The sequence below is a fragment of the Gallibacterium salpingitidis genome, from assembly GCF_030517105.1.
GTDB classification, from domain to species: domain Bacteria; phylum Pseudomonadota; class Gammaproteobacteria; order Enterobacterales; family Pasteurellaceae; genus Gallibacterium; species Gallibacterium salpingitidis.
On sequence record NZ_CP103875.1, the window covers coordinates 2,366,337 to 2,392,430 of the forward strand.

24 protein-coding genes and 2 pseudogenes are annotated in these 26,094 nt (G+C 37.9%); 13 read left to right on the forward strand and 13 right to left on the reverse strand.

Going from position 1 to position 26,094, the window contains the following annotated elements; all coding sequences use genetic code 11:
• Nucleotides 1-55 precede the first annotated feature (55 nt).
• A pseudogene (locus NYR30_RS11250) lies at nucleotides 56-379 on the forward strand (ATP-binding cassette domain-containing protein); the annotation flags it as partial.
• A 55-nt stretch (nucleotides 380-434) separates the two neighbouring features.
• Here the strand turns inward: NYR30_RS11250 and NYR30_RS11255 are convergent.
• A pseudogene (locus tag NYR30_RS11255) lies at nucleotides 435-1,473 on the reverse strand (IS481 family transposase).
• Between the two features lie 312 nt (nucleotides 1,474-1,785).
• Between NYR30_RS11255 and gpsA the strand changes: the two are divergent.
• The 5 genes from gpsA to NYR30_RS11280 are packed head-to-tail and all read left to right on the forward strand — an operon-like array spanning nucleotide 1,786 to nucleotide 7,313.
• Nucleotides 1,786-2,790: an NAD(P)H-dependent glycerol-3-phosphate dehydrogenase gene (gene gpsA, locus NYR30_RS11260; protein ID WP_066112000.1), complete on the forward strand. Its 1,005-nt coding sequence runs from the start codon at nucleotides 1,786-1,788 to the stop codon at nucleotides 2,788-2,790.
• Nucleotides 2,791-2,798: 8 nt separating this feature from the next.
• The gene (gene cysE, locus NYR30_RS11265; RefSeq protein ID WP_066112002.1) at nucleotides 2,799-3,587 is read left to right on the forward strand and encodes a serine O-acetyltransferase; all 789 of its coding nucleotides are present in this window, start codon (nucleotides 2,799-2,801) and stop codon (nucleotides 3,585-3,587) included.
• A 34-nt stretch (nucleotides 3,588-3,621) separates the two neighbouring features.
• Nucleotides 3,622-5,982, forward strand: a complete 2,361-nt coding sequence (gene rnr / locus NYR30_RS11270; RefSeq protein ID WP_066112004.1) for a ribonuclease R — start codon at nucleotides 3,622-3,624, stop codon at nucleotides 5,980-5,982.
• 14 nt (nucleotides 5,983-5,996) lie between these two features.
• Complete coding sequence (rlmB, locus tag NYR30_RS11275) at nucleotides 5,997-6,734, forward strand: 23S rRNA (guanosine(2251)-2'-O)-methyltransferase RlmB (RefSeq protein WP_066112006.1); 738 nt, start codon at nucleotides 5,997-5,999, stop codon at nucleotides 6,732-6,734.
• A gap of 12 nt (nucleotides 6,735-6,746) precedes the next feature.
• Nucleotides 6,747-7,313 (forward strand): DUF5358 domain-containing protein, encoded by a 567-nt coding sequence (locus NYR30_RS11280; RefSeq protein ID WP_066112008.1) that lies wholly within the window; start codon nucleotides 6,747-6,749, stop codon nucleotides 7,311-7,313.
• Between the two features lie 129 nt (nucleotides 7,314-7,442).
• On the opposite strand, the gene tnpA is transcribed toward NYR30_RS11280, so the two are convergent.
• The gene (gene tnpA / locus NYR30_RS11285) at nucleotides 7,443-7,859 is read right to left on the reverse strand and encodes an IS200/IS605 family transposase (RefSeq protein ID WP_066112010.1); all 417 of its coding nucleotides are present in this window, start codon (nucleotides 7,857-7,859) and stop codon (nucleotides 7,443-7,445) included.
• A 45-nt stretch (nucleotides 7,860-7,904) separates the two neighbouring features.
• Between tnpA and NYR30_RS11290 the strand changes: the two genes are divergently transcribed.
• Both NYR30_RS11290 and NYR30_RS11295 read left to right on the forward strand, forming a co-directional pair.
• Nucleotides 7,905-9,041 (forward strand): RNA-guided endonuclease InsQ/TnpB family protein, encoded by a 1,137-nt coding sequence (locus NYR30_RS11290; RefSeq protein WP_066112012.1) that lies wholly within the window; start codon nucleotides 7,905-7,907, stop codon nucleotides 9,039-9,041.
• A 137-nt stretch (nucleotides 9,042-9,178) separates the two neighbouring features.
• The gene (locus NYR30_RS11295) at nucleotides 9,179-9,682 is read left to right on the forward strand and encodes a site-specific integrase (protein ID WP_231923839.1); all 504 of its coding nucleotides are present in this window, start codon (nucleotides 9,179-9,181) and stop codon (nucleotides 9,680-9,682) included.
• A gap of 70 nt (nucleotides 9,683-9,752) precedes the next feature.
• Here NYR30_RS11295 and secB read toward each other — a convergent pair whose 3' ends face one another.
• The 3 genes from secB to NYR30_RS11310 all read right to left on the reverse strand — a co-directional run bounded on the left by secB (nucleotide 9,753) and on the right by NYR30_RS11310 (nucleotide 11,589).
• Entirely contained in the window at nucleotides 9,753-10,277 is a 525-nt protein-coding gene (gene secB / locus NYR30_RS11300; protein WP_066112014.1) for a protein-export chaperone SecB, read from the reverse strand.
• A 24-nt stretch (nucleotides 10,278-10,301) separates the two neighbouring features.
• Nucleotides 10,302-10,745 carry a rhodanese-like domain-containing protein gene (locus NYR30_RS11305; RefSeq protein WP_066112016.1) on the reverse strand — a complete coding sequence of 148 codons (444 nt, stop codon included), beginning with the start codon at nucleotides 10,743-10,745 and terminating at the stop codon, nucleotides 10,302-10,304.
• Nucleotides 10,746-10,905: 160 nt separating this feature from the next.
• Nucleotides 10,906-11,589, reverse strand: coding sequence for a 2,3-diphosphoglycerate-dependent phosphoglycerate mutase (locus tag NYR30_RS11310; RefSeq protein ID WP_066112018.1), 684 nt, complete (start codon nucleotides 11,587-11,589; stop codon nucleotides 10,906-10,908).
• A gap of 167 nt (nucleotides 11,590-11,756) precedes the next feature.
• Between NYR30_RS11310 and envC the strand changes: the two genes are divergently transcribed.
• The 5 genes from envC to ppx all read left to right on the forward strand — a co-directional run bounded on the left by envC (nucleotide 11,757) and on the right by ppx (nucleotide 21,114).
• Nucleotides 11,757-12,983 (forward strand): murein hydrolase activator EnvC, encoded by a 1,227-nt coding sequence (gene envC, locus NYR30_RS11315; protein ID WP_082990915.1) that lies wholly within the window; start codon nucleotides 11,757-11,759, stop codon nucleotides 12,981-12,983.
• Between the two features lie 13 nt (nucleotides 12,984-12,996).
• Nucleotides 12,997-13,824 carry a divergent polysaccharide deacetylase family protein gene (locus NYR30_RS11320; RefSeq protein WP_066112020.1) on the forward strand — a complete coding sequence of 276 codons (828 nt, stop codon included), beginning with the start codon at nucleotides 12,997-12,999 and terminating at the stop codon, nucleotides 13,822-13,824.
• A 96-nt stretch (nucleotides 13,825-13,920) separates the two neighbouring features.
• The gene (gene tamA, locus NYR30_RS11325; protein ID WP_082990916.1) at nucleotides 13,921-15,660 is read left to right on the forward strand and encodes an autotransporter assembly complex protein TamA; all 1,740 of its coding nucleotides are present in this window, start codon (nucleotides 13,921-13,923) and stop codon (nucleotides 15,658-15,660) included.
• Nucleotides 15,657-19,610, forward strand: a complete 3,954-nt coding sequence (gene tamB, locus NYR30_RS11330; protein WP_066112024.1) for an autotransporter assembly complex protein TamB — start codon at nucleotides 15,657-15,659, stop codon at nucleotides 19,608-19,610. The genes tamA and tamB overlap by 4 nt, the downstream gene beginning before the upstream one ends.
• Nucleotides 19,611-19,629: 19 nt before the next feature.
• Entirely contained in the window at nucleotides 19,630-21,114 is a 1,485-nt protein-coding gene (ppx, locus tag NYR30_RS11335) for an exopolyphosphatase (protein WP_066109411.1), read from the forward strand.
• A 51-nt stretch (nucleotides 21,115-21,165) separates the two neighbouring features.
• Here ppx and glpE read toward each other — a convergent pair whose 3' ends face one another.
• The 8 genes from glpE to NYR30_RS11375 form a co-directional block, all read right to left on the reverse strand.
• Nucleotides 21,166-21,495 carry a thiosulfate sulfurtransferase GlpE gene (glpE, locus tag NYR30_RS11340; RefSeq protein ID WP_066112026.1) on the reverse strand — a complete coding sequence of 110 codons (330 nt, stop codon included), beginning with the start codon at nucleotides 21,493-21,495 and terminating at the stop codon, nucleotides 21,166-21,168.
• Between the two features lie 60 nt (nucleotides 21,496-21,555).
• The gene (locus NYR30_RS11345) at nucleotides 21,556-21,852 is read right to left on the reverse strand and encodes a DUF5374 domain-containing protein (protein ID WP_066112028.1); all 297 of its coding nucleotides are present in this window, start codon (nucleotides 21,850-21,852) and stop codon (nucleotides 21,556-21,558) included.
• On the reverse strand, nucleotides 21,842-22,495 hold the full coding sequence (locus tag NYR30_RS11350; RefSeq protein ID WP_066112030.1) for a DUF2572 family protein: 654 nt from the start codon (nucleotides 22,493-22,495) through the stop codon (nucleotides 21,842-21,844). The genes NYR30_RS11345 and NYR30_RS11350 overlap by 11 nt, the downstream gene beginning before the upstream one ends.
• Entirely contained in the window at nucleotides 22,492-23,235 is a 744-nt protein-coding gene (locus NYR30_RS11355) for a prepilin-type N-terminal cleavage/methylation domain-containing protein (RefSeq protein ID WP_231923851.1), read from the reverse strand. Before NYR30_RS11355 ends, NYR30_RS11350 begins: the two co-directional genes overlap by 4 nt.
• Nucleotides 23,192-23,740, reverse strand: a complete 549-nt coding sequence (locus tag NYR30_RS11360) for a prepilin-type N-terminal cleavage/methylation domain-containing protein (protein ID WP_066112032.1) — start codon at nucleotides 23,738-23,740, stop codon at nucleotides 23,192-23,194. The genes NYR30_RS11355 and NYR30_RS11360 overlap by 44 nt, the downstream gene beginning before the upstream one ends.
• Before the next feature lie 129 nt (nucleotides 23,741-23,869).
• Nucleotides 23,870-24,337: a ClpXP protease specificity-enhancing factor gene (locus NYR30_RS11365; RefSeq protein ID WP_066109428.1), complete on the reverse strand. Its 468-nt coding sequence runs from the start codon at nucleotides 24,335-24,337 to the stop codon at nucleotides 23,870-23,872.
• Nucleotides 24,338-24,346: 9 nt separating this feature from the next.
• Complete coding sequence (gene sspA, locus NYR30_RS11370) at nucleotides 24,347-24,985, reverse strand: stringent starvation protein SspA (RefSeq protein ID WP_066112033.1); 639 nt, start codon at nucleotides 24,983-24,985, stop codon at nucleotides 24,347-24,349.
• A 107-nt stretch (nucleotides 24,986-25,092) separates the two neighbouring features.
• Nucleotides 25,093-26,064, reverse strand: a complete 972-nt coding sequence (locus tag NYR30_RS11375; protein ID WP_231924937.1) for a sigma 54-interacting transcriptional regulator — start codon at nucleotides 26,062-26,064, stop codon at nucleotides 25,093-25,095.
• Nucleotides 26,065-26,094: the final 30 nt, after the last annotated feature.

The following is a 26,094-nucleotide window of genomic DNA, read 5'->3' on the forward strand; positions in this document are numbered from 1 at the left end:
GCGTAGCAACATTCAGTTGCTACGCCTGTCAAAGATCGTTTATAGCTTTTTAGTCTTGAATTTACAACAAATTGATCCTTATTTTTTACGTAACCAAGTTTTATTGTTAGAACAAAACCCTCGCCTATTTTTGGGAACACTAAGAGAAAATTTAGATATCGGACGAATGGATTCTTTCCCATCAGATCAAACATTACTAGTTGCATTACAAAGATTTGGATTATTAGGTTTAGTCCAATCACATCCGAGAGGATTAGATATGTCTTTAGGGGAGAACGGTTTGGGCTTATCCGGCGGACAAAAACAAGCTATCGCCTTAGCAAGAATAACCCTAAAAGATCCAAAAGTTGTCTTATTTGATGAACCCACTACCGGTCTGTAGAAGATCAAACCTAATCTGACAGTCCCCGTTTAAAATTACAGCGCCTGTCAGATTAATTTGAGCTTAAATTCTTTTCCGCCCAAATACGCTTTCCATCAAGTAACGTTGCTATTGGTGTTCTTCCACAGCACATTTTCCCTTGATGTGTTCGATGATGGTTATAATACATCAACCACTCATCTAAGTCTGCTTGCAATGTAACTAAATCCCGATAAATTTTCTTCCGAAATGTCACTTGATAAAATTCTTGCAAGATAGTCTTATGGAACCGTTCACAGATACCATTAGTCTGTGGATACTTCACCTTAGTTTTGCTATGTTCTATGTCGTTTATCGCTAAATAAAGCTCATAATCATGATTTTCCACTTTGCCACAATATTCACTACCACGGTCAGTCAAGATGCGTAATAGCGGCAACCCTTGGCTTTCAAAATATGGTAACACTTTGTCATTAAGAATATCCGGCGGTGATAGCGGTTTTCATTGTATATAATTTGGCAAACGCCACTTTACTATAAGTGTCAACAAAGGTTTGTGGGTAAATTCTCCCCACACCTTTGATATTCCCAACATAGAATGTATCTTGTGCCCCTAAATAACCAGGATGGGCTGTGTCAATTTCTCCACACGCCATCTCCTCCTCTTTTTTACGCTCTAATGCTTGCACTTGAGGTTCACTGAGAATAATACCTTGCTCTGCAACCCATTTCTCAAGGGCAATTAATCTCTGCTTAAAATTGGCTAGATGATGGCGTAACCAAATAGAACGTACACCGCCAGCTGACACAAAGATACCTTGTTTACGAAGTTCATTACTTACTCTGACTTGTCCAAACGCTGGATTATCAAGAGCAAATTTCACAACAGCCTGTTCAACGGCTTCATCCACCCAATTTTTCAGATTCGGAACACGTCGATTTTGATTAAGCAACGCATCAACACCACCTTGTTCAACAGCTTGTTGATAGCGATAGAACGTATCTCGGCTCAATACCATCACTTTACATGCTTGAGAAATATTCCCTAATTCTTCGACTAAATTTAATAAGCCTGTCTTGTGTTTAATAAGTGGATTGTTAGAATAAAACATGAGAGTTTCCTTTTTTGTTTAGATTGAATTTTGCACTCATATTCTAAACGGGAAACTCTCACTTTTTATAGCTTGAATTTACAATCTAAGTGCAACAAATAAAAAAAGTGTTCATAAGTTTTTGTCCTTAATTTTTTCGAAAAATAAATTATAGCGGATTTCCTTATGAACACTTTTTTTATTTGTTGCACTTAGATTGTAAATTCAAGGTGTATTAAACTTATTTCTATATTTAACAAAATCTTCTTGCAATCCTCTCGCTTTCGTCTATTTTTTCCATTGATTAAAAGCAAAAATTTTAAGGTGACTACGATGACAGAATTTCCACCTATTGCCGTTATTGGCGCTGGTTCGTATGGCACAGCATTAGCAATCGCTTTGTCGAGAAATGGTTTTCCGGCTATTCTGTGGGGGCGTAATAAAACTGAAATTGAAACAATGGCGTTGCAACGAGAAAATCAGCGTTTTCTGCCAGGTGTGACTTTTCCAGAAGCGTTGCAATTGGAGAGTGATTTGGCAACAACAATGCGAGTTGCTCGAGATATCTTATTAGTCGTACCGAGCCATGTATTTGCCGATGTGTTACAACAAATTAAGCCGTTTTTACTACCAAAACATCGTATTATTTGGGCAAGTAAAGGGTTAGAACATGATAGTGGTCGGTTACTGCACCAAGTAGCGAAAGAAATTATTGGCAATACCTATCCATTAGCTGTCTTATCTGGTCCAACTTTTGCGAAAGAGTTAGCGATGGGATTACCAACTGCGATTGTCTTGTCTTCTGCCGATGAACAGTTTGCCAAGGAGTTACAAGAACATATTCATTGTAGTAAGCATTTTCGTGTTTATCTCAATAGCGATATGATTGGTGTTCAGCTCGGCGGGGCAATCAAGAATGTGATTGCGATTGGGGCGGGTGTTTCCGATGGTATTGGTTATGGTGCTAATGCCAGAACAGCATTAATTACGCGTGGTTTAGCAGAGATTTCTCGTTTAGGTGCATCATTAGGCGCTGAACCACAAACCTTTATGGGCATGGCTGGATTAGGTGATTTAGTCTTGACTTGTACCGATAACCAATCGCGCAATCGTCGTTTTGGAATGATGATAGGGCAAGGTTATAGTGTTGAACAGGCAATGCAAGAGATTGGACAAGTAGTCGAAGGGTATTACAATACGCAAGAAGCTTATCGTTTGGCACAACGTCAGCAAGTGGAAATGCCAATTGTGGAACAGATTTATCAAATGTTATTTTGTGGTTTGACTGCCACTGAGGCAGCAAGGAATTTGCTTGCTAGAGAGAAGAAAAGTGAGTAGGAGCATTTATGTCAACATTATTGCAACGAATTTGGCAAAGTATTCGTGAAGAAGCAGCATTATTAGTGGAACAAGAACCCTCTTTAGCGAGTTTTTTTCATTCGACAATTTTAGCTCATCAACATTTAGGCACAGCGATTAGCTATATTTTGGCAAATAAACTCTCAAGCACGACAATGCCAGCGATCTCTTTACGTGAGATTATTGATGAAGTTTATCATGACAATCCAAAGATTATTGAAAGTGCAGCCTGTGATATTGAAGCAGTTAGAATGCGTGATCCGGCGGTGGAGTTGTATTCAACACCGTTACTCTATTTAAAAGGATTTCATGCGTTGCAAAGTTATCGTATTACACACTGTTTATGGCAGCAGCAACGTAAAGCGTTAGCTATCTATTTACAGAATCAGATTTCGGTTGCGTTTGATGTAGATATTCATCCTGCGGCTGAAATTGGTAAAGGAATTATGTTGGATCATGCAACCGGTATTGTGATTGGCGAAACTTCAGTAGTCGAAAATGATGTTTCAATTTTGCAAGATGTAACCTTAGGTGGAACAGGAAAAGAAGTTGGCGATCGTCATCCAAAAGTACGTAGAGGGGTGATGATTGGTGCCGGTGCCAAAATTTTAGGTAATATCGAAGTAGGTGCCTATGCGAAAATTGGTGCGTGTTCAGTAGTGTTACATCCTGTACCAGAGTATTCAACTGTCGCTGGTGTACCAGCTAAGGTGATTAGCCGAGATAAACAAGCTAAACCAGCGTTAGAAATGAATCAATATTTTAATTGTGAATAGATTTTTATATCTATTTTAAATCAAGGAGTTAAAAATGCAGTATCAAGATCCTCACTATGCGGAAGAAGTTGAAAAATATGGTAATCCGATCCCAAGTCGTGAGCTGATCCTCACTGTTATCCGCGATCATAATGCTCCAATGAGCAAAGAAGAACTTTTGCATATTTTAGAGATTAACGATCCTGAGTTACAGGAAGCAATGCGTCGTCGTTTACGCGCGATGGAAAATGATGGGCAGTTAGTTTTTACTAAACGCAAACGGTATGCTTTGCCAGAAAGATTAGATTTATTGAAAGGAACTGTCATTGGTCATAAAGATGGTTATGGTTTTTTGCAGGTTGATGGTTCTAAGGACGATTGGTTTATTCCCAATGGTCAGATGCAAAAAGTATTGCATGATGATTATGTGCTAGCACAACCAAATGGTTTTGATCGACGCGGACGAAAAGAAGTCCGTATTGTTCGTGTATTGGAACGACGTAAAAAACAGATTGTAGGTCGTTTCTTCCTCGAAGATGGTATTGGCTATGTAGTACCAGATGATAGTCGAATTAATCACGATATTGTGATTCCAAATGAATATCGTGCCGGTGCCAGAATGGGGCAAGTTGTTGTTGTAGAATTAAAAAATACAGAAAAAGGGATTTCTCGTTTAAGCGGAAGAATTACCGAAGTGCTCGGTGAGAATATGGCGAAAGGAATGGAAGTGGAAATTGCAATTCGTAATTACGATATTCCACATATTTGGTCTGACGCTGTACAAAAACAGATTGCAGAGTTTACTGAAACTGTCGCCGAGAAAGATAAACAAGGGCGTGTAGATTTACGTGATTTGCCGTTGGTAACTATTGATGGTGAAGATGCACGTGATTTTGACGATGCAGTTTTCTGTCAAAAACGAGAAGGTGGCTGGACATTATGGGTAGCGATTGCTGATGTTAGTTATTATGTACGTCCACATACTGCTCTGGATCAAGAAGCACGCCAACGCGGTAATTCGGTGTATTTCCCAAGTCGCGTAGTGCCAATGTTGCCAGAGGTATTATCGAATGGTTTGTGCTCTTTAAATCCGCAAGTGGATCGCCTTTGTATGGTTTGTGAGATGCAACTTTCCAATAAAGGAAGAATTCAGCAATATCAATTTTATGAAGCAGTAATGAATTCACATGCGCGTTTAACCTATAGCAAAGTGTGGTGTATTTTGCAGGGAGATGAAGAACTTTTCGAACGGTATCAAACCTTAGTACCACATTTACAAGAGTTATACGCAATGTTTAAGGTGTTATTGGCTGCGCGGCATAAACGTGGTGCAATTGATTTTGAAACCATTGAAACTAAATTTATTTTTAATGATCTTGGAAAAATTGAACGTATTGAACCAGTAGAACGTAATGATGCACATAAAGTGATTGAAGAGTGTATGATTCTCGCCAATATTTGTGCTGCGCATTTTATGGAGCAACATCAAGAGCCAGCGTTATACCGGATTCATTCATTACCAGGTGAAGAAAAATTAATGTCATTCCGCAGCTTTTTACGTGAGTGCGGTTTAACATTAGATGGTGGTCTAAAACCAACTCCAGCGGATTATGCAAAATTGATGGAACAAATGCGAGAACGTCCAGACAAAGAATTAATTCAAACAATGTTGTTACGTTCATTAAGTCAGGCAGTATATAGTGGTGATAATATTGGACACTTTGGTTTAGCCTTGACGGAATATGCACATTTTACTTCACCGATTCGCCGTTACCCTGATTTGTCATTACATCGTGGTATTAAATATTTATTAGCAAAAGAACACGGTTCAAGCAAACGTACAACTAAAGGTGGAGGCTATCATTACACTTTAGATGAAATTGATTTATTAGGTGATCACTGTTCAATGACAGAACGGCGAGCCGATGAAGCGACTAGAGATGTTGCCGATTGGTTGAAATGTGAATTTATGCAGGATCATGTTGGTGAAGTATTCGAAGGCACAATTTCCAGCGTGATGGGATTTGGTTTCTTTGTTCGGTTAGATACTCTGTTTATTGATGGTTTAGTGCATATTTCGACTTTAGATAACGATTATTATCGTTTCGATCCAAGTGGTCAGCGTTTGATTGGTGAAAATAGCGGTGTACTTTATCGAATTGGTGATAAAGTTACTGTGCGAGTCGAGGCTGTCAGCATTGATGAAAAGACAGTTGATTTCTCTTTAGTATCAACAACTCGTCAGCCTAGACGTCTAGGTAAAACAGAGAAGGATCGTTTATTGAAAAATATGCGTTATGCGGAAAGTTTACAAAAACGGTTACGTAAGCAAACGAATATTGATGAGAATAAACGCAAAGAGAAGAAGAGAACAGCGAAAAAGGCAAAACGCAATAAGAACAAAAAACGTAAATAATTTGAGAATAAGCAATGAGAGAACAAGTTTATGGTATCCACGCGGTGTCAGCGGTATTAGCGACAACGCCAGAGCGATTAATTGAAGTATTGGTATTAAAAGGGCGCGAAGATAAACGTCTGTTGCCTTTATTGGCAGAGTTAAATCAGTTAGGCATTACAGTACAATATTTAACCCGCCAAGCCTTAGATAAAAAAGCTAATGGTGAAGTGCATCAAGGCATTATTGCGAGAGTGCAAGCGCCAAAAGAATATGCTGAAAATGATCTTTATGCTTTATTAAACGAGAAAAAACAGCCGTTATTGTTAGTGTTAGATGGCATTATCGATCCGCATAATCTTGGTGCTTGTTTGCGTACTGCGGATGCGGCTGGCGTTGATGCGGTGATTGTGCCGCGTGATAAGTCAGCACAACTTACTTCAGTCGCGCGGAAAGTGGCTTGTGGTGCGGCAGAAACTGTTCCCCTTATTCGTGTTACTAATCTTGCTCGAACATTAAAGACTTTACAAGAAGAGTATAATGTTTGGGTGGTTGGCACAGCTGGTGAAGCTGAAAGTTCAATTTACCAAGCAAAATTGACAGGTGCGATTGCATTAGTGATGGGGGCGGAAGGTGATGGTATGCGCCGTTTAACCCGAGAGCATTGCGATCAATTAGTCAGCATTCCAATGCAAGGTTCAGTTTCTTCATTGAATGTGTCGGTAGCGACAGGTGTTTGTTTATTTGAAATTGTTAGACAAAATTTAAATTAAGCGGATATTTTTATGTTAAAAAAACTGTTTTTTTTAGCTTCAATCCTTTTATTAGCAAGTTGCGCATCACAAGATATGGATACTTACCCAGCAGAATATGCGAATGCGGATTATGAGTTGAGTAATGAAGATGCTCAACGTTGGGTAATTGCTAGTCGTCAAGCAGAACAGTGTATTTATCCAAATTTAACTCGTATTCAGCAAGAGCATTTTTTCAAAGAGGATGCTTATATTCATTCACAATATGTCTATTTCTATCCATTAGAAGATATTATTGGTGCAGAATATGTGAAAATGATCCAAAAAGATGAAAAATCAATGGGATATGCACAGTATCAATTTAAGAAGTTTAAGCAAACTCCTTTTGAACCTATGCCTGCCGCAGATTGTGCAACTTTAAGGGTGAAAGCGCGCGACGATCTGAAAGTAGTCAAAGGACAATATCAAAGTGGTATGGCGATAGATGAAGCTAAGAATACAGGTAGTGATAGTAAGAAAAATCCTGATGGTATCGCAACCAATGAAAATAAATTCTTCTTTGATATTATCAAATGGGGTTCAGCTCTATTGATACTTTAAATTAAGAGTTATTTCTTGATAGGGCTGATTTTTTTCAGCCCTTTTTGTTTTATCAGACTCGTGCAGTAAAACTCCGTCCTTCAGGGCGGAGATATAAGGCACAAACGGCGTAAGCCGTTTCAAACCTAACTAATCAGATGTTTGTTGTTGCTCAATGTATTGGCGAATAATGGAAATTGGAGCGCCACCACAACTCCCTGCAAAATAAGACGGAGACCAAAGCTGATTACCCCAAAGTTTTTTGCGAATATTCGGATAGTTTTTCTTCCTAATCATTCGGCTTGATACGCCTTTTAAACTGTTCACAAGTGTAGATACAGCCACTTTCGGTGGATATTCCACAAGTAAATGAACATGATCGTCTTCACCGTCAAATTCAACTAATTTTGCTTTAAAATCATTGCAGACGCTTTCAAAAATCAATTTGAGTTCGTCTAAAATGGCTTTCGTAAAAACATCACGGCGATATTTTGTTACAAAGACTAAGTGAACATGCATCTTAAAAACACAATGCCTACCATGTCTAATTTCTGTTTCTTTTTGCATAGACCAAGTGTAAAATGTTGAAAACTTACATTCTAAACCTTGTCAATGCAACTACGCAAAGCCTTTAAGTTCGAGATAATGCCAAATGGTAGCCAAATCCGCAGAATTAAACAGTTCAGTGGTTGCTCTCGTTTTGTGTTCAATCGGGCGTTGGCTTGGCAAAATGAACAATACGAGCAAGATAACAGCTTTAAGTTCAGTTACACCAAAATCGCCAACTTGCTTCCACAATGGAAAAAAGAATTAGTTTGGCTAAAAGAATGCCATTCTCAAGTGCTTCAACAGTCTTTAAAAGACCTAGAAAGTGCGTTTAAAAATTTCTTTCAACAGCGAGCAGACTTCCCCAAGTTTAAGAAAAAAGGTTTAAAAGAGAGTTTTCGATTTCCGCAAGGTTGCAAATTAGAGCAACAAAATAACCGCTTGTATCTGCCAAAGATTGGCTGGGTTCGCTATCGCAACAGCCGAGATATCGTTGGTGAAATCAAAAATGTTACCGTCAGCCAAAAGTGCGGTCACTATTTTGTCAGTATTCAAACTGAATTTGAGTACGAAATCCCGACACATAAAGGCGGTGAAATCGGTATTGATATGGGCGTTTCACGTTTTGCCACGCTTTCAAACGGTGAATTTTTTGAGCCATTAAACGCCTTTAAAACCTACAAAGGCAAATTGGCAAAACTCCAACGCCAACTCAAAAATAAGGTTAAATTTAGTCAAAACTGGCAGAAATTAAAGGCGAAAATCGCCAAACTGCACCATAAAATTGCCAATTGTCGCAAAGACTTCTTGCATCAGACTTCAAGCAAAATCAGCAAAAACCACGCCATGATCTATATTGAAGATTTGCAGGTGTCAAATATGTCAAAATCAGCCAAAGGTACAGCGGAAGCACCAGGCAAAAATGTTGCTGCAAAATCAGGGTTGAACCAAGCGATATTAGATCAATCTTGGTTTGAGTTTCGCCGTCAGTTGGACTACAAAACGGAATGGCAAGGTGGATTTTTAGTGGCAGTGCCACCGCAAAATACCAGCCGAACTTGCCCTTGTTGTGGTCATATAGCAAAAGAAAATCGCCAAACACAGGCTAATTTTGAGTGTGTAGAATGTGGCTATACAGAAAATGCCGATGTGGTTGGAGCGTTAAATGTATTGGGGCGTGGGCGAGCTATCGTCCACGCGTAATAAAATATCAGGGCAGGACATGTCCGTAGAGCTTGTGAAGTGAACTTCATTAGAAGTCAGCAACAAGAACCCACCGAGAGTAGCCCATTGCTTGCAATTGGCACTAGTAGGAATCCCCGTCCTTTAGGGCGGGGAGGATGTCAATAATTGCTAAAACGGGATTACGTTTTTCAGAGGCACTTGCAATCACGCCCCGAGATTTTGATTTTGCTCGTCAAACACTCACTATCAATAAAACTTGGGATTACAAAGGAGACGGTGGTTTTCTGCCAACTAAGAATAGATCTTCTAACCGAAAGGTACAATTAGATTGGCAAACGATTATTCAATTTTCTCAATTAATAAAAAATAAACTTAGTAATGTGCCCATTTTCTTACAAGAAGGACAAAAAATTTATAATTCAACAATTAACGATCTATTAACTAGATACTGTAAACAGGCTCATTTACCGATCATAACAATACACGGTTTACGCCATACACACGCTTCATTACTGCTGTTTTCAGGAGTTTCAATAGCTAGTGTAGCAAGACGTTTAGGACACGCAAGTATTACAACAACGCAAAAAACCTACTTACATATCATTCAAGAACTGGAAAATAAAGATATTGATTTAGTGATGAGATCTTTATCAAGTTAAAATGTGACTTAAATAGATCTAAAAAATAAGCGTGGCAATCATTTCGATCAGCCACGCTTAGAAAAGAGGACTAATTCACTGTCGCAGGAGCTTCTTCTTGAGCAGCTTGTTCTGCTTGCTGACGTTGTAAATATTCAATAAATAGTGCGTCAAAATTCACTGGTGCAAGATTTAATGCTGGGAAAGTACCACGATTCACTAAATTTGCGATTAATTCACGTACATATGGGAATAACATATTTGGGCATTGTGAAGTTAATGCGTGTGCTAATTGCATTTCTTCTAAACCACTGATTGCAAAAATACCAGCTTGTTTTACTTCACAAATAAACGCAACGGTATCACTACCTTCCAATTTTGTTTCCACAGAAACATGCAACACCACTTCATAAAGATCTTCCGCTAACGCTGTGGTTTCAGTATCAAGATCAAAATTTAAAACTGGTTTCCACTCTTGTTGGAAAAGGTGTGGTAGGTTCGGCGCTTCAAACGAAATATCTTTTACATAGATACGTTGAATTTGCAACACAGGCTGTGCTTGTTGCTCTTCAGTTGTCGCTTGTTGATCGTCTGCTGGTTTATTTTCTTCTGCCATAATTCAGTTCCTTTTTTGTTTATGTTAATTCTTTTTAACAAGAGGTAAATTTGCCGTTCTCCAGCCTTGGATACCCTCTTTCAATGAATAAACTTGTTTAAACCCTTGTTTATAAAGTTGTTCTGCTGAACTACGTGAAGTAAGTCCTGTCGCACATACTACAATCACCGGAACTTCTTTATACTGCTCTAATTTACCAAGTTTTTGTTGTTTAATTTCGCTTGGTAAGAAATTTTGACTACCTGCAATATGTCCACGCAAAAAGTCGTCAACACTACGTACATCAACAATGATAGCATTTTGTCTATTCACTAATAACGATAAAGTAGCCTGATCAATCTCTTTTGCGCCAGACATAATACTTTTGGCAAATACATAAATTGTTCCAACAAAAACAACAACCCACGCAATTACCATCACTGTATGTTGTGAGGCAAATGCGAGCGCTTTTGGCATAAATTCTTCCATCTATTTAATCTCTTCCTAATACTATTCAAAAAGTCGGATAAGTATAACCTTTCTTAATAGGATTAAACAATCGAAACCTTTCTTTTTATTATGAAAATCCACATAAAAAGAAAGCACCTTCCTGAAATACAGAAAAGTGCTTTTCCAGTTTAATTAATCATTAAAGATAATATTTTTTGAGAACTTTAAGATCATCACTTAATTCATACACTAATGGTTGACCAGTTGGGATTTCAAGATCCATGATACCTTCATCAGAGATACCTTCAATGTGTTTTGCTAATGCACGAAGTGAATTACCATGTGCAGCAACAAGAACACGTTTACCTGATAAAAGCGCAGGCGCAATTTGATCTTCCCAGAATGGTAATACACGATCTAAAGTAACTTTTAAGTTTTCGCAATCTGGTACTACGTCTGCTGGTAAATGTTTATAACGACGATCATTGTGTGCTGAGTTTGGATCATCTTTTGCTAATGCAGGTGGTAATACATCATAAGAACGACGCCAAATGTGAACTTGTTCATCACCATGTTGTTCAGCTGCTTCTTTTTTATTTAAACCTTGTAAACCACCATAGTGACGTTCATTTAAACGCCAAGTTTTGATTTGTGGCACCCATAATTGATTTGATTCTTCTAATACAAGATTACAAGTTTTAATCGCACGGGTTAATACAGAAGTAAAGGCAATATCAAATTCAAAACCAGCTTCTTTTAATTTACGACCTGCTGCTTTTGCTTCTTCAATACCTTTTTCACTTAAATTAACATCACGCCAGCCAGTGAAAAGATTCAATGCATTCCACTCACTTAACCCATGACGAATAAATACTAGTTGCATAATTACTCTCCTAAAAATTAGATCAAAAAACTGCGCCTTTTATAACAAAATTTAGGGCTTTTTAAAATAGAACAACTTCGCTTTTATTGGAATTGCTGATCTTTAGCAAAAAAAACTCTAAAATAATGCGGAATTTTTCTGTTTTTCCTACGAGATTGTTATTAGTTATGGCTAAGTTTGTTTTTTTATGGCGTAAATCTGCCGTTCTATTATGGAATGTCTTATTCTTCGTAGGCATCACTACAACCTACGCGGCTAATGATTTACAAAATATCCAACAACAAATTAAGCAACAAGAACATAAAATTGCGCAGCAACAGCAAAAAAAAAGCCAATTACAAACACAATTACAACAGCAACAACAAAAAATTGAACATATCACAAATCAGCTCCAACAGAGCCAAAACGAGTTGAAGAGTTTGAATAAAGATATTCAGGCAACCCAAAAGCAGATCCGTCAATTACAACAACAAGAAAAAACACAAAAAAAACAACTAGAACAGCTGTTAGATTCTGCTTATCGTAAAAACCTACAACAGCATGAGTTAGAAAAAATGTTTTCTGATGATGCTAGAAATAGTGATCGTATGAATACTTACTATAAGTATTTCAACCAACAAAAGATTGCACTAATTCAAGAGTTACAACAGACGCAACAACAATTGAAACAGCAACAACAGTTAGCAAAAGAACAGCAACAACAGCAACAACAACAAATTGCACAACAACGTCAACAACAGCGTTCTTTGCAACAAGTGAAAAATGAACACCAATCAACCTTGGCACAACTCAATCGTAGTATTGAAGTGAACCAAGATAAACTGGCTCGCTTGAAAGAGAACGAAAACCGCTTACGCCAAGAAATTCTCGCTGCCGAACGGGCCGCCAAAGAAAAAGAACAACAAGAGTTAGCCTCATTAAAACAGAAACAAAAACAAGCTGAGGAGAAACATCAAGATTATCGTCCTAGCGAAAAAGAGCAACAACTCATTGGACGAGGTAATGGTTTAGGCGCAGCAAAACGTCAATATGCAATGCCTGTTACTGGAAAAATCACTAATCGCTTTGGCTCAATTCAAATGGGAGAAATTCGTTGGAAAGGGATTGTGATCCAAGCTAATCAAGGCACTGCCGTTCGTGCGATTGCTCCAGGTAAAGTGATTCTCGCTAATCACTTGCAAGGTTATGGTTTAGTGATTGTGATTGATCATGGTAGAGGCGATATGAGTATTTATGGCTATAATAATGCTCTAAATGTTAGAAACGGTGATGTTGTTCGTGCTGGTGAAACCATTGCTCAAGTAGGGCAAAGTGAAGATGGTCGTCATGCTGCACTCTATTTTGAAATTCGCCGTCAAGGTGAACCAGTCAACCCTGCTCGCTGGTTAAAGTAATATCGGATAGGTTATGAAGAATTGGATACGTTATATCATCTTAATACTCTTTTGCTTACCTTTTACACAACTATCGCACGCGGCAAGAATAGCAATTGTGATTGATGATATTGGCTATCGTGTTCATGAAGATAACGAAATTTATGCTTTACCTTTAGCTGTTAATGTTGCCATTATTCCAAGTGCACCACACGCCAAAGCCCGAGCACAACAGGCTCAACGCCAAGGTAGAGATACCTTGATTCATATGCCAATGCAACCAAAAGGTAATCTAAAATTAGAACCAAATGGCTTAATTCTAGGTTTATCTGCTGCCGAAGTTGCCCATCGCGTCGATCTTGCTCAACACATCATTCCAAATGCTATCGGTATGAATAATCATATGGGCAGCGCTGCTACCGCCAACCTACCGTTAATGACATCATTAATGCAGCAACTTGCACAAAGAGGACTCTCTTTTTTAGATAGTAAAACTATTGGCAGCAGTGTTGCCGATAAAGTTGGTAAAACTTATGGTGTACCTGTGTTAGAACGTAATATTTTCTTAGATGATGATAATGAATACACCAGTGTATTAACCCAATTTCATAAAGCACTTCAATATGCTCGCAAACATGGTACGGCAATTGTTATTGGTCATCCACGCAAAAATACGATAGCAGTGTTAAAACAGCAGTTATTTCAATTACCGTCTGATATTCAATTAGTGAGAATCAGCCAACTTTGGCAACAATCTCCAGAGCTTATCCAACCATTTATTTTATGGTTTAGTGATATTCCAGCCCCGACCTCACAACCACCATTTCATTTTCAGGAAAATTTAAGAGGTATTCCTCAGTAAATTTCTTATAGATCCTTGAAAATTCAGCTATATATTGCTAACGTTGGCAAGCATTAACGCCAGTATATGATTTAGACATTACAAAGGATTAGAAAAATGCAGTGGAACAAATCCTTTTATTCTTCCCTACTTGGGCTATGCATTTTCACCAATGCAATAGCTGATAGAGCTATCGAATTACAAGTGAAAGGAATCAACGATAAAAAAGCCTATAACAACGTAACCGTTCACCTTTCAACACTTAAAGATATTCCCGTTGAAGACTCTGATCGTTATCACTACTTAGCAAACAAAGCAATTGATGAGGCATTACGTGCTGTCGGTTATTTTAATAGTCAAATCAGCTATCAATTTGTGCCTCAACCAAATAAGGCAAAAGATTTATTGATTGCGAATGTTAAATTGGATAACCCAGTCAAAATTGCAGAAACACAAGTCCAAATTCTTGGCGAAGCGGAACAAGATGAAAATTTTTTAGCGCTAAAAAAACAATTGCCAAAAAATGGAGAAATCTTAGATCAAGGTGTCTATGATGATTATAAAGCGCAGCTAGAAAAAACAGCATTAGCTAAGGGTTATTTTGATTCGCAATTCTTAACTCACCGTTTAGCGATCATTCCATCAGTTTATGAAGCTTACTGGCAATTAACCTTTGATAGCGGTAAACGCTATCATTATGGCAATATCAGCTTTAAAGGCTCACAAATTAAAGATGCCTATTTACACAATATTCTTAATATTCACCAAGGCGATCCTTATTTTATTAATGACCTTTCTGAATTAAGCACTGACCTTTCGGCAAGTAACTGGTTTAAATCAGTGCTAGTACAGCCAAATGTCAATAAACAGACGAAAAAAGTCGATCTGGAAGTATTAGTACAACCACGTTTAAAAAACAGCTATGAAGTCGGGATCGGTTACGGTACTGATATAGGCCCTCGCCTACAATTTGGTTGGAATAAACCATGGATTAATAGTCGTGGTCATAGTTTCTCTTCTCGCTTCTATATTTCAGATCCGAAAAAAACTATTGAAGCCACTTATAAAATTCCTTTGCTCAAAAATCCGTTGAATTATTACTATGAAATTTCAACTGGGTATGAAGAAGAGAATGACAACGATACCCAAACCTCAGGTCTAAATGCAGCAATTTTACGCTATTGGAATCGCGAAACAGGTTGGCAAAACTCTTTCGGTGTCAGAGCCCGTTACGATAACTTTACCCAAGCTGGTATCTCCAATCACACTTTATTAATTTACCCTACAGCTGGTTTTAACCGTACTCGTATGCGTGGCGGCCTTTTCCCTTATTGGGGAGATTCACAAAAAATCACCCTTAACTGGGGTAATAAATTATTTGGTTCAGAAGTCGATTTTTATTCTGCTCTCGCCTCTACTTCGTGGATTCGTACTTATTACGATAATCATCGTTTTTTAGTGCGTGCAGAAGTCGGTTACATCTCCACTAAAAATTTTGAGAAAATTCCACCAGCATTACGTTTCTTTGCTGGGGGCGATCGCAGTGTAAGAGGTTACGGTTATCATAAAATTTCTCCGCGTGATGCAGACAACAAACTGGTTGGTGGTAATCGACTTTTCACTTCTAGTGTCGAATATCAATATCAAGTGTATCCAAAATGGTGGGGAGCAATGTTTTACGATACTGGTTTCGCCGCAAATAAATTCTCTTTTGCTGAATTACGCAAAGGAGCAGGTATTGGCGTACGCTGGAATTCGCCAATTGGTGCGGTGAAATTTGATATCGCTACCCCAATTAACGATAAAGATAATAGTAAAAACATTGAATTTTATATTGGCATAGGATCAGAACTGTGAAAGAACAACAACAAACGCAAACTACTACCGAAACAGCATCTTCGCCAACAGTTAAAAAGAGCAAGACTCGCCGTGTCGTTAAATGGCTTATTTGGGCGTTAGTCGTCGTATTACTATTCATCATTTTGAGTATATTTACCTTATTAAAAAGCCAAAATGCGCAACATAAACTTATTTCATTCATCGACGAACAACTTAACGACTTAACGATCGAACAGATTAGTGGTAATTTGCAACAAGGATTGCAACTAGATCACATTAGTTATCGCACTAATGGCATTGATGTTAATGTTGCCCAAGCACGTTTACAGCTTAACACCGATTGTCTATGGCATGCGGATATTTGCATTAATCAAGTTAAACTTGTTGAACCTAATATCACGATTGATACTTCACAATTCAGCAATACAGAACAACAAGATCAAAATAGCAATACTGCCTTTGTAATGCCACTCAATATTGACTTACAACAGCTAGAGATTGATAAACTTAACTTCAAACTCGATAACCAAGTATTAAAATTAGAGCATTTTGCCACTGGTTTGCAGGCTACTACAACCAACCATTTCCAACTTTTACCAACACAAATTAATGGTTTGCAATGGTTAGAAACTGTGCCAAAAGAAGTTAATAGTCCTTTAGTATCACCAAAAACCGAACAAACAACGCAAACAAGTAAACCAACTGACTGGGACGCGATAAAACAACAATTGCAACAACCGATCTTGGATAAAGAAACACCATTCCATTTACCTGTTACCTTTACTATTGAAAATTTAACTGCAAAAGATTGGTTATATCAGAAACGTTCCGACAACAGCGAGATATTATCGGAAATAAAAATGCCCTTGCTAGCAATCCAAGCAACGGCAGATCAACAACAAGTTAAAATTACTACATTGCAACTCAATAGCTCTATCCTAGACCTTAATGGTACAGGGTTACTCCAGCAACAAACAAATTACCCATTACAGTTAGCTTTAACTGGTAAATTACATCAACAAACTGAGAAAAATGGGCAAAAAAATGCACCAGTAATCTTACCAGAAACAAATTTCACTATCAGTGCCAACGGTGCTTTATATGATCAGTTAAATACGGCTATCACTATAAAAGGACTGGCTGATGCGACCCTAAATGCGCAACTTAACTTAGCACAACCAAAATTGCCTTTAAACATCGATTTGGCTATTCAGCAAGCTAAGTATCCGCTCTATTTACCAAGAGAGGCTAATCCAGCTACTGATCAAATTCGTTTAGTGAAAACACACTTGAATGTCACTGGTGATCTGATTAATTATCAAGCCAATTTGCAAGGTAATGTAGAAGGTATGCATTCCCCAACTGTTGATGTTGATCTCAAAGGTGATGGCTCGATTGATCAATTTACTATTCAACAAGCAGCACTTTCTGGTCTTAATGGTAATGTTAATTTACAAGGTGATGTTTCTTGGCAAAATGGTGTCGCGTGGGATAGCCAACTGGAGTTACAACATTTAAATGTGTATCGCTATTTCCATAGTGTTGATTGGTTAGCTACTTTATCAGGAAAACTAGCTTCATCAGGAAAAGTAGATGCGCAAGGTTGGCAAGTAAATGTTCCAATCATTGATCTCACTGGTGATGCCAACAATAAACCTATTATGATTAAAGGTGATATTGCACTAAGCAATGAAATTCCATTACTTAGCCAATATTTTGACTTCCGTTATGGTGATAACCAAATCGCCTTTAATGGTAAATTAGCAAAAGATTCACAGTTCAACCTTACCATTAACGCGCCGAATTTGGCTGGACTTTATAAAGATCTAGACGCTGCTGCCAAAGGAACGGCGCATATCACTGGCGATATCCAACAACCAGAATTGAATCTCGATCTAACCATTCCACATCTACGCTTTGCTGATTTATTACTACAAAAAGCGGCTATTAAAGGTAAGATTCAAAGTGATCAACAAAATCTGCGCGGTAACCTTGATATTGTTTTGAATCAATTGAAATATGGTGAAAGTGTACAACTTTCACAAATTGATATTAAAGCGAACGGCGATGAACATCAGCATAAATTACAAGTTCGTTCACAGGGTAAACCTGCATCCATTAATCTTGATTTACAAGGAAGTTTTGATCGAGCTGCACAGACTTGGCAAGGTCAATTAACTAATACACAACTCGATACTTTAATTGGTAAGTTTACTGCTGATAAAGCAATTAAAATCAATTATCTACATAAAGATACGCAAGCCAAAATTTCTGCGCATTGTTGGCAAAACAATAGCTTACCGCTCTGTTTTCCTCAACAATTTACCGCAGGCGCTGACGGTCATATTCCATTTAAATTACAGCACGCCAATTTAGCGTTCTTAAAACAATTTTTAACCGACAACACCAAATTAGAATCACAATTTGATTTAGATGGTGAAGTCAATTGGTATCAAGATAAACCGTTTGACCTAACCTTACATTTAGATAGTTCTCGTTTAGCGTTATTACAAAAAATAGACTATCGTCAATTTAATCTCGAACTCAATAAATTATCGTTAGATGGAAAGATTAAAGATAATAAATTAACTGCGAAAAGTGAGATTAAAATTCGCGACAATGGTGCAATTAACACTGATTTATCCATCAATGATTTAATGAGCAATCAAAAACTTGGCGGCACGATCAAAATTGCTGATTTACAACTCTCTTTGATTAAGCAATTACTGAATGCTGGTGACCGCCTAAATGGCAATATTAATGCTAATCTTAGTTTAGCCGGTAATCTCACTGATCCTCTGCTGCATGGCAAATTATCATTAACTCGTTTAACTAGCTCTATGCCAGCTTTACCATTCACAATTACTGATGGTTTTACTGACTTAGATTTTAACGGCAATCGATCTACTATGAATGGTGAAATCGTCACCAAGGAAGGTACCTTACACCTACGTGGCGATAGCGATTGGAGAGTATTAAATCATTGGCAAGCAAATCTTGCCGCCACATCCGATCAATTTTCCTTAACGATTCCAGAAATGGCAAAACTCACTATCGTGCCAGATATCCATTTACACGCACAACCAAACCATCTCAACATTGAAGGGAAAGTTGACGTACCTTTTGCCAATATTGAAATCGAACAATTACCTGACAGCGCTATTGGGGTCAGTGATGATGAAGTGATTCAAGAACAACATCCTAAACTGTCAGCTAAACAACGCTTGGAACAATTTAGTGAAAAAAGTAATGCCTTTCTATCCACTGATATTACGATCAATCTCGGACAGCGAGTCAGAGTCAGCGCTTATGGCTTAAAAAGTCAGTTAGAAGGAGTGTTAAATGTTCGTCAACAAGATAACCAACTTGGTCTATTCGGACAAATTCATCTACTCAACGGTCGCTATGCCTCCTTTGGTCAAGATTTATTGCTCCGTAAAGGTGAAATTATCTTCTCTGGCTTACCATCGCAACCGACATTGAATATCGAAGCGATTCGTAATCCAAATGCAATGGAAACCACTACTGTTACCGCTGGTATTAGAGTTTCGGGTTTAGCAGAATCACCAACGATTCAAGTTTTCTCTGAACCTTCTATGTCACAAGATAATGCTTTATCTTACTTATTAACAGGTCGTGCATTATCCTCTGAAAATACTGGTTCCAGTGCTTCTTTAGGCGCTGCTTTAATCAGTATGAGTCTATCAAAAACAGGGAAAATGGTAGGACAAATTGGCGAAACTTTCGGCATCAAAAACCTTAATTTAGAAACGCAAGGATTAGGCGATCAATCACAAGTCGTAGTAAGCGGCTATATAACACCTCGCTTGCAAGTCAAATATGGTGTTGGATTGTTCGAACCGTTAGCAGAATTGACGCTTCGCTATCGCTTATTGCCAAAATTATATTTACAATCAGTATCTGGAACATCACAAACTGTTGATCTTCTATACCAATTTGAACATTAAGACACACAGGTAAATTATTATGAAAGAAATCGCCGTCGTAGATCTCGGATCAAACAGTTTCCATATGATTGTTGCCCGCATTGTCAACGGCTCAATCCAAATTCTTTCCAGACTAAAACAAAAAGTACAATTAGCCGAAGGATTAGATAAAGATCAAGTTCTAAGCCAACAAGCCATTGATCGTGGTGTTGCTTGTCTTGCGCTTTTTTCTGAACGTTTACAAGGATTCCCAGCGGAAAATGTTCAAGTTATTGGTACTTACACATTACGTCGTGCAGTCAATAGTGACGAATTTTTACAACAAGCGGCGCGTGTTTTCCCTTATAAAATTAATATCATTTCTGGACAGCAAGAAGCGAAATTGATTTATGCTGGTGTTTCACATACACAGCCAGAAAAAGGTCGGAAATTAGTGATTGATATCGGTGGCGGTTCAACTGAAATGATTATTGGAGATGATTTCACACCATTAATTGCCGAAAGCCGTCATATGGGTTGTGTCAGTTTTGCCAAACGCTTCTTTGCTGATGGCAAATTAAGTGCTGAACGCTTCCAGCAAGCTAAGCAATGTGCTTTGGAAAAAATTGAAGATCTTGCTTGGGAATATCGCCAATTGGGTTGGGAAGCGACTTTAGGTTCATCTGGTACAATCAAAACTGTCAGTGAAGTGTTGCTCGCGTTACATTTTAAAGATGGTTTAATTACGTTGCCGCGCTTAAATGAATTAGTAGAACGTACGCTAAAAGCAGAACATTTTAGCCAAATTCATTTACCGGGATTACATCATAATCGTATTGACGTCTTTGTCCCTGGTCTAGCGATTCTCGTTGCCCTATTTGAAAACTTCCAGATTAAAGCAATGCGCTACTCAGACGGTGCGGTGCGAGAAGGAGTAATGTATAACTTTGAAGATAAATTTAGAGTAAGTAATATTCGCGAACGTACCGTTAATAGTTTAAATCAACAATTTAATCTCGATCGTGAACAGGCAGCACGAGTTGCGCATATTGCACAAATGTTGGCAAATCAATTTAACTCATGGAAAGAAGAAAAATTCGCTTATGAATTACGCCAAATCCTTTTCTACGCTGCACTAACCCACGAAGTCGGTATTGTCATTAATCATCGCAATGTACAAAAACATTCTGCCTATATCTTACAGAATACTGAACTACCCGGTTTCGATAGTGAACAACAGCGTTTACTCGCTATTTTGGCACGATTCCATACTGGTATTTTTAGAATTGCAGATATTCCTGATTGTTATCGCTATAACAATGAAGATGTGTTAGCGCTGATTTTATTGCTACGTTTTGCTGTTCTATTTAATAAAACACGACAAGCCACTGAACAAGCTGAAATTAGTTTATCTACTAACTCGACACAAAAATGGCAGTTACTCTTTCCAACCAATTATCTTGCGCGTAATCCACTGCTACAAACGGAATTACAACAAGAGCAAAAATTCCTTGCTTCGCTAGGAATTACATTAAGCTACTATTAGCGCATAAAAAAGCACTACACTTATTATCAGTCGTAGTGCTTTTTACTAATTTTACTCCAAACCAGACTCAACCGGTAAATCAGCTTTAACCCAAGCGTCAAATCCACCTCTAACGCTATATACTTCATCAAAACCTTGTTCGACTAAGAATTGCGCCACATTGCGGCTGCTGTTACCATGATAACAAATTACCACGATCGGAACATCAAAGTCATAACGATCGCAAAACTCACCATAACTTTGATTAGTTAAATGAAAAGCATCTTGAGGATGACTATAAGAAAAACGTTGGATATCTCGTACATCAACTAATGCAACTTGCTGTTGTTGAATTAATTGCCAAGCATCAACTGCTTCAATCTCTTTAAACGTTTCTGACATAAATGCTCCTTGTTGATAAAATGGCACTTATTATACTGATCATGAAACAAAACGATAACATTATCCGTAAATTTTTACTTGCCCCAACGGATATTCAACAACAATCATATCCGCCTCACAACGAATCAGAAAAGTCACCTTATTTTGTGTTACTTGAGGTTGGCAAGATTGCTCCAACAATTGCAATGTTTGTTGATTTTCTGCAATTTGTAACGCTTGTGCATATTGCCATAACTTGGCTGTTTGTTGCTGCTGTTGATTTAACCAACGTTGCCCAGTTAATAACATTACTGACAGAAAACTTAATACCACTAGCATTTCCATCAACGTATGCCCTTTCTGGAAATTAGAAATCATGCCAACCTCCTTTTGCCAGTCGCCAATGTGAGAATTGAGCATTCAGACTATTTACAATTGATGAACTAAATTCGATCTTGACCTTATTGCCTAATATAACCTTCTGATCGCTAATAATAGCGCCGACAATTTTCCCTTTTCCGTCTATCTTCAAATCGGCATTACTAATCACAACACCATAAATTGTTCCATCTAATTGCCACACTGTTGGCTGATCAATAATCCATAATAGTGGTTGATGTAACGAGGTATAAATTGGTTCAGCATATACTGGCTGAGTTATCAAATAGTGAGCATTTAAATATTTTGCTCTTGGTTGATTTTGTTTTGCCTTCGGTAACTCAATAAACAGAGCCTCTTTTAAACAATCAACATAAAAAATTGCCGCAGTATGCTTACCCGTTACCGTCAGCTCCTCACTAAATGCACTCTCTTTAGCTGTTGTTGGTTGACAAAGTTGTGCATATTGTTGTTGATATTGACGAAACAATTTCCTTTGCATCGTCAGATCACTATTTCTTGCTAATAAACCGCGTTGATAAAAATGTAAGCTATCTTGATGAAGCCACAACAATAGCAAACTTAAGCTACCTAATACTAATATCGTTAACAAGCTGAAATAGCCTGAATAATAACCTCTCATTCAGCGACCTCATTGAGCAAAGGAACAAGTGCAGTTGCTTGATAACTTAACGTTGGCTCCGAACGCAACGATACTGTTAAACTGATACTAAGTCCTCGCTGTTCAGCCAACCATCGAAAAGCTAACTCTCTCACCACATAACGTTGATCAAAAAATTTTGACCAACCTTTGCTGTAACAACTTGTATTATTTATATGTCGTTGGCAGTTAGTAGTAGTACAATTTTCATTAATCGTTCCTGCAAACATAAATAGCATTTCTAGATTTCCTGCAGCTAACCGATAACCAAACAACTCTTTTTGGATATTTTGACTGTTATTTTGTGCACCCATCGTACAGGCCGTATTGCTATTTTGATTGCCTATGCAGCCATCTTTATTCAGATCATAAAAAAACATAGCGCATTGATAGTAATCTTGCTTCGGTAGATTGAGTGTCAAACTACGTTTTTGCCATTGAAATAGCGATAAATTATGCTGAGATTTTGGGAAATGGTATCCACTGCGGCGCAGATCCTTGCTCATCAGTTGTAACGCACTATGGACAGCCTGTTGTAACTGTAATTGTTGTTGTCGTTGTTCTTGTTGACGATAAAGATACAATACCCAATTCGATAAAATCATCATTAGCAGACAAGCAATTGCCAACGTCACCAACAATTCCGGTAAAGTGACACCCAATAGAAAAGGTGTTGTTTTACGAGGCATAGGATAAACAGGCACTGGTTGTTTCTTGATCATCAACTTTTACCTCACCGAATCCACTGTATTTAAAAACAATTTTTTGAGGCTGATTGCTATTCTGCAGTTGCAAGATAAAACAGCTATTACGCATGGTATTGCGTGTGCTATTAAACACTGTTAAAGGTTGTGGATAAGTGTATTTCGTATGAAAACTGATGTTATTGCTGCTATAAGGAAAATAGACGAGATTATTCGCTTGATTACAAGTAGCTAAATGAAAACAATCACAAGGAGTGGAATTCCCCTTTTCTTGTTGTGCTAATAAACACCAACGGCGACGATCCGGAGAAACGCTTACTCGCAATCCCCAACTTCCCATTGATGTATTTGCTCGTTGTTGCACTTGTGCTAAATATTGTTTTAAACGCCATTGTTCGATATACAGTTTCAATTGCGAATTAAATTGCTGCCAAGTCGGTGTCAGCCATAACCACGATAATGCCAAAATCAAAATCACAGTTAATACTTCAACTAACGTGAATCCAGTATGATATTTCTGCATTATCCTTCTCCTCTATAACGAGGATACAATAATAGACCGCTCAGAAAACCTTTATCGTAAGATGAGTAAATTGTGATGATGCTCGAGGAAATAAAAAAATGCCGCATTCAATTGCGGCATAATGGAGGATTAATCAAGAACACGTAAGTGCGATGTTTTTTTCTCGCTTTTCTTCTCTTTTTTCTGTTCTGTGTCTTGTGAAGTCTTAGGATTATCAACTATCTGATGAAAACCGATTGGTTGTTCAGTATCAAGGTATTCAATATCATACGCATCTTCAGGTTCAAACATCACGCCATCCCCATTTTCACGTGCATAAATCGCCATTGCTGCTCCCAATGGAATCACAATATGGCGAATAACACCTTGAAATCTAGCACTAAAACGAATCTCTTCATTACCTAATGAAAGATTACCTACTGCATTCGGTGATAAATTCAACACAATTTGACCATCACGAACATATTCAACAGGAACATCAACATTCGGATAGTCTGCATCAACGACCAAATAAGGTGTTAATTCGTTATCTACTAACCAATCAAAATAAGCACGTAACAGATATGGTCGTTTTGGTTTTGGCGTAATTGTTGCCATAACTAATCCTTACTTATCATCCATAATATTAAGAGCTGCACTATTTCCTAATGATTTAGCAAAGCTATCACGTGAAAAGACTTTATTCATATAGCCTTTAATTGCTTTACTACCTGCACCACTAAATTCCACACCTAATAATTGCAACTGCCAAAATAATGGCGCTAAATAGCAATCCACCAAACTAAATTCATCGCTCATAAAATAAGTATATTGTGAAAATACTGGCGCTATCGCTAATAACTCTTCTCTCAATTGTTTTTTCGCCGCTGCTGATTCTGGATGAGTTTCATCTTTTGCTTTAGCAAAAAGTGGATACCAGTCATTTTCAATACGCTGCATCAATAAACGACATTGTGCTCTCGCAACTGGATAAACAGGCATCAATGGCGGGTGCGGGAAACGTTCATCAAGATATTCCATAATAATACGTGAATTAAATAGTACTAATTCACGATCAACTAAAGTTGGTAAACTACCAGTTGGATTGAGTTCTAATAAATCTTCTGAGATGTCGCCTGGTTCGATATTTTCAATTTCATAGGCTACGCCTTTTTCGGCTAAAACAATTTTGACTTGATGGCTATAAATATCATTTTTATCTGAAAAAAGGGTCATGATTGAACGTCTATTCGCTGCTACCGTCATTTATTCCTCCGCTAATTATGGGTTAATGCCAGCTACCCAGAAAAATCAAAAAATTTGACCGTCTATTCTAGCATATTTTGTCATCATACTGTTATAGCTAATTTAGACTACTTGGTAATTCCATACTGACGTAATTTATTCGCAATGGCAGTATGTGAAATACCTAGATGTTGCGCCAATTTTCTGGTACTCGGATATTCTGCATAAAACTTTTGCAAAATTGCCGCTTCAAAACGTCCTAACATTTCCTCTAAAGTGACGCCCTCAAATTGCTCCAAATTAAAATTACTAATCATACGATCTTGTAAATGTAAGCCTGCAATCTGTAACTGCCCATTTTCTACTAACGAACAAGCACGATACAGTGCGTTATAAAGCTCCCGTACATTGCCAGCCCAAGCATACTTTTGTAAAAAGGCAATAAACTCTGTTGAATAGTGCGGTTGAGGAATCCCTAATTCAGCAGCAATATGTTTCACAAATTGTGCAACTAATCCTGGGATATCTTCTTGTCGTTCTCGCAATGGTGGAATCGTTAATGCTAGCACATTTAGACGATGATACAGATCCTCTCGCAAGACACCTTGCTCAACATAAGTTGATAACGGCTCTTGTGTAGTACAAATCACCCTAACATTAACATAATGTTCTTGTTCTTCACCGACCCGACGGAAAGTACCATCATGTAGAAAACGTAATAATTTTGCCTGCATTGGCAAAGATAATTCAGCAATGTTATCTAACAGCACTGTACCTTGATCCGCATATTCAAAAAAGCCAATACTTTGACGCTCATTGGTATGATAACCAAACATCTCTGCTTCGGTATCCTCTGGCGGTAATCCAGCACAATTTACAGCAATAAATTTTTGATCACGACGATTGCTTAGATTGTGGCACGCCTTGGCAATAAACTCCTTACCTGTACCCGTTTCCCCTTGGATCAATAAAGGTGCATCAGAAAATGCGAATTTTTTCGCTAATTCGACTAATTCTGCCATTTTTCTACTTTTTGCCACCACTTCAGCAAAAGTATTGCTGTGATAAGCATTAAATTGTTGCGGATCAATACGTAACATATCAAAGGATTGCAAGGTAACCACACTACC

Coding starts and splice junctions, on each gene's coding strand:
- gpsA (WP_066112000.1), top strand. CDS start 1,786: ATGACAGAATTTCCACCTATTGCCGTTATTGGCGCTGGTTCGTATGGC.
- cysE (WP_066112002.1), top strand. CDS start 2,799: ATGTCAACATTATTGCAACGAATTTGGCAAAGTATTCGTGAAGAAGCA.
- rnr (WP_066112004.1), top strand. CDS start 3,622: ATGCAGTATCAAGATCCTCACTATGCGGAAGAAGTTGAAAAATATGGT.
- rlmB (WP_066112006.1), top strand. CDS start 5,997: ATGAGAGAACAAGTTTATGGTATCCACGCGGTGTCAGCGGTATTAGCG.
- NYR30_RS11280 (WP_066112008.1), top strand. CDS start 6,747: ATGTTAAAAAAACTGTTTTTTTTAGCTTCAATCCTTTTATTAGCAAGT.
- tnpA (WP_066112010.1), bottom strand. CDS start 7,859: ATGCAAAAAGAAACAGAAATTAGACATGGTAGGCATTGTGTTTTTAAG.
- NYR30_RS11290 (WP_066112012.1), top strand. CDS start 7,905: ATGCAACTACGCAAAGCCTTTAAGTTCGAGATAATGCCAAATGGTAGC.
- NYR30_RS11295 (WP_231923839.1), top strand. CDS start 9,179: ATGTCAATAATTGCTAAAACGGGATTACGTTTTTCAGAGGCACTTGCA.
- secB (WP_066112014.1), bottom strand. CDS start 10,277: ATGGCAGAAGAAAATAAACCAGCAGACGATCAACAAGCGACAACTGAA.
- NYR30_RS11305 (WP_066112016.1), bottom strand. CDS start 10,745: ATGGAAGAATTTATGCCAAAAGCGCTCGCATTTGCCTCACAACATACA.
- NYR30_RS11310 (WP_066112018.1), bottom strand. CDS start 11,589: ATGCAACTAGTATTTATTCGTCATGGGTTAAGTGAGTGGAATGCATTG.
- envC (WP_082990915.1), top strand. CDS start 11,757: ATGGCTAAGTTTGTTTTTTTATGGCGTAAATCTGCCGTTCTATTATGG.
- NYR30_RS11320 (WP_066112020.1), top strand. CDS start 12,997: ATGAAGAATTGGATACGTTATATCATCTTAATACTCTTTTGCTTACCT.
- tamA (WP_082990916.1), top strand. CDS start 13,921: ATGCAGTGGAACAAATCCTTTTATTCTTCCCTACTTGGGCTATGCATT.
- ppx (WP_066109411.1), top strand. CDS start 19,630: ATGAAAGAAATCGCCGTCGTAGATCTCGGATCAAACAGTTTCCATATG.
- glpE (WP_066112026.1), bottom strand. CDS start 21,495: ATGTCAGAAACGTTTAAAGAGATTGAAGCAGTTGATGCTTGGCAATTA.
- NYR30_RS11345 (WP_066112028.1), bottom strand. CDS start 21,852: ATGATTTCTAATTTCCAGAAAGGGCATACGTTGATGGAAATGCTAGTG.
- NYR30_RS11350 (WP_066112030.1), bottom strand. CDS start 22,495: ATGAGAGGTTATTATTCAGGCTATTTCAGCTTGTTAACGATATTAGTA.
- NYR30_RS11355 (WP_231923851.1), bottom strand. CDS start 23,235: ATGATCAAGAAACAACCAGTGCCTGTTTATCCTATGCCTCGTAAAACA.
- NYR30_RS11360 (WP_066112032.1), bottom strand. CDS start 23,740: ATGCAGAAATATCATACTGGATTCACGTTAGTTGAAGTATTAACTGTG.
- NYR30_RS11365 (WP_066109428.1), bottom strand. CDS start 24,337: ATGGCAACAATTACGCCAAAACCAAAACGACCATATCTGTTACGTGCT.
- sspA (WP_066112033.1), bottom strand. CDS start 24,985: ATGACGGTAGCAGCGAATAGACGTTCAATCATGACCCTTTTTTCAGAT.
- NYR30_RS11375 (WP_231924937.1), bottom strand. CDS start 26,064: ATGTTACGTATTGATCCGCAACAATTTAATGCTTATCACAGCAATACT.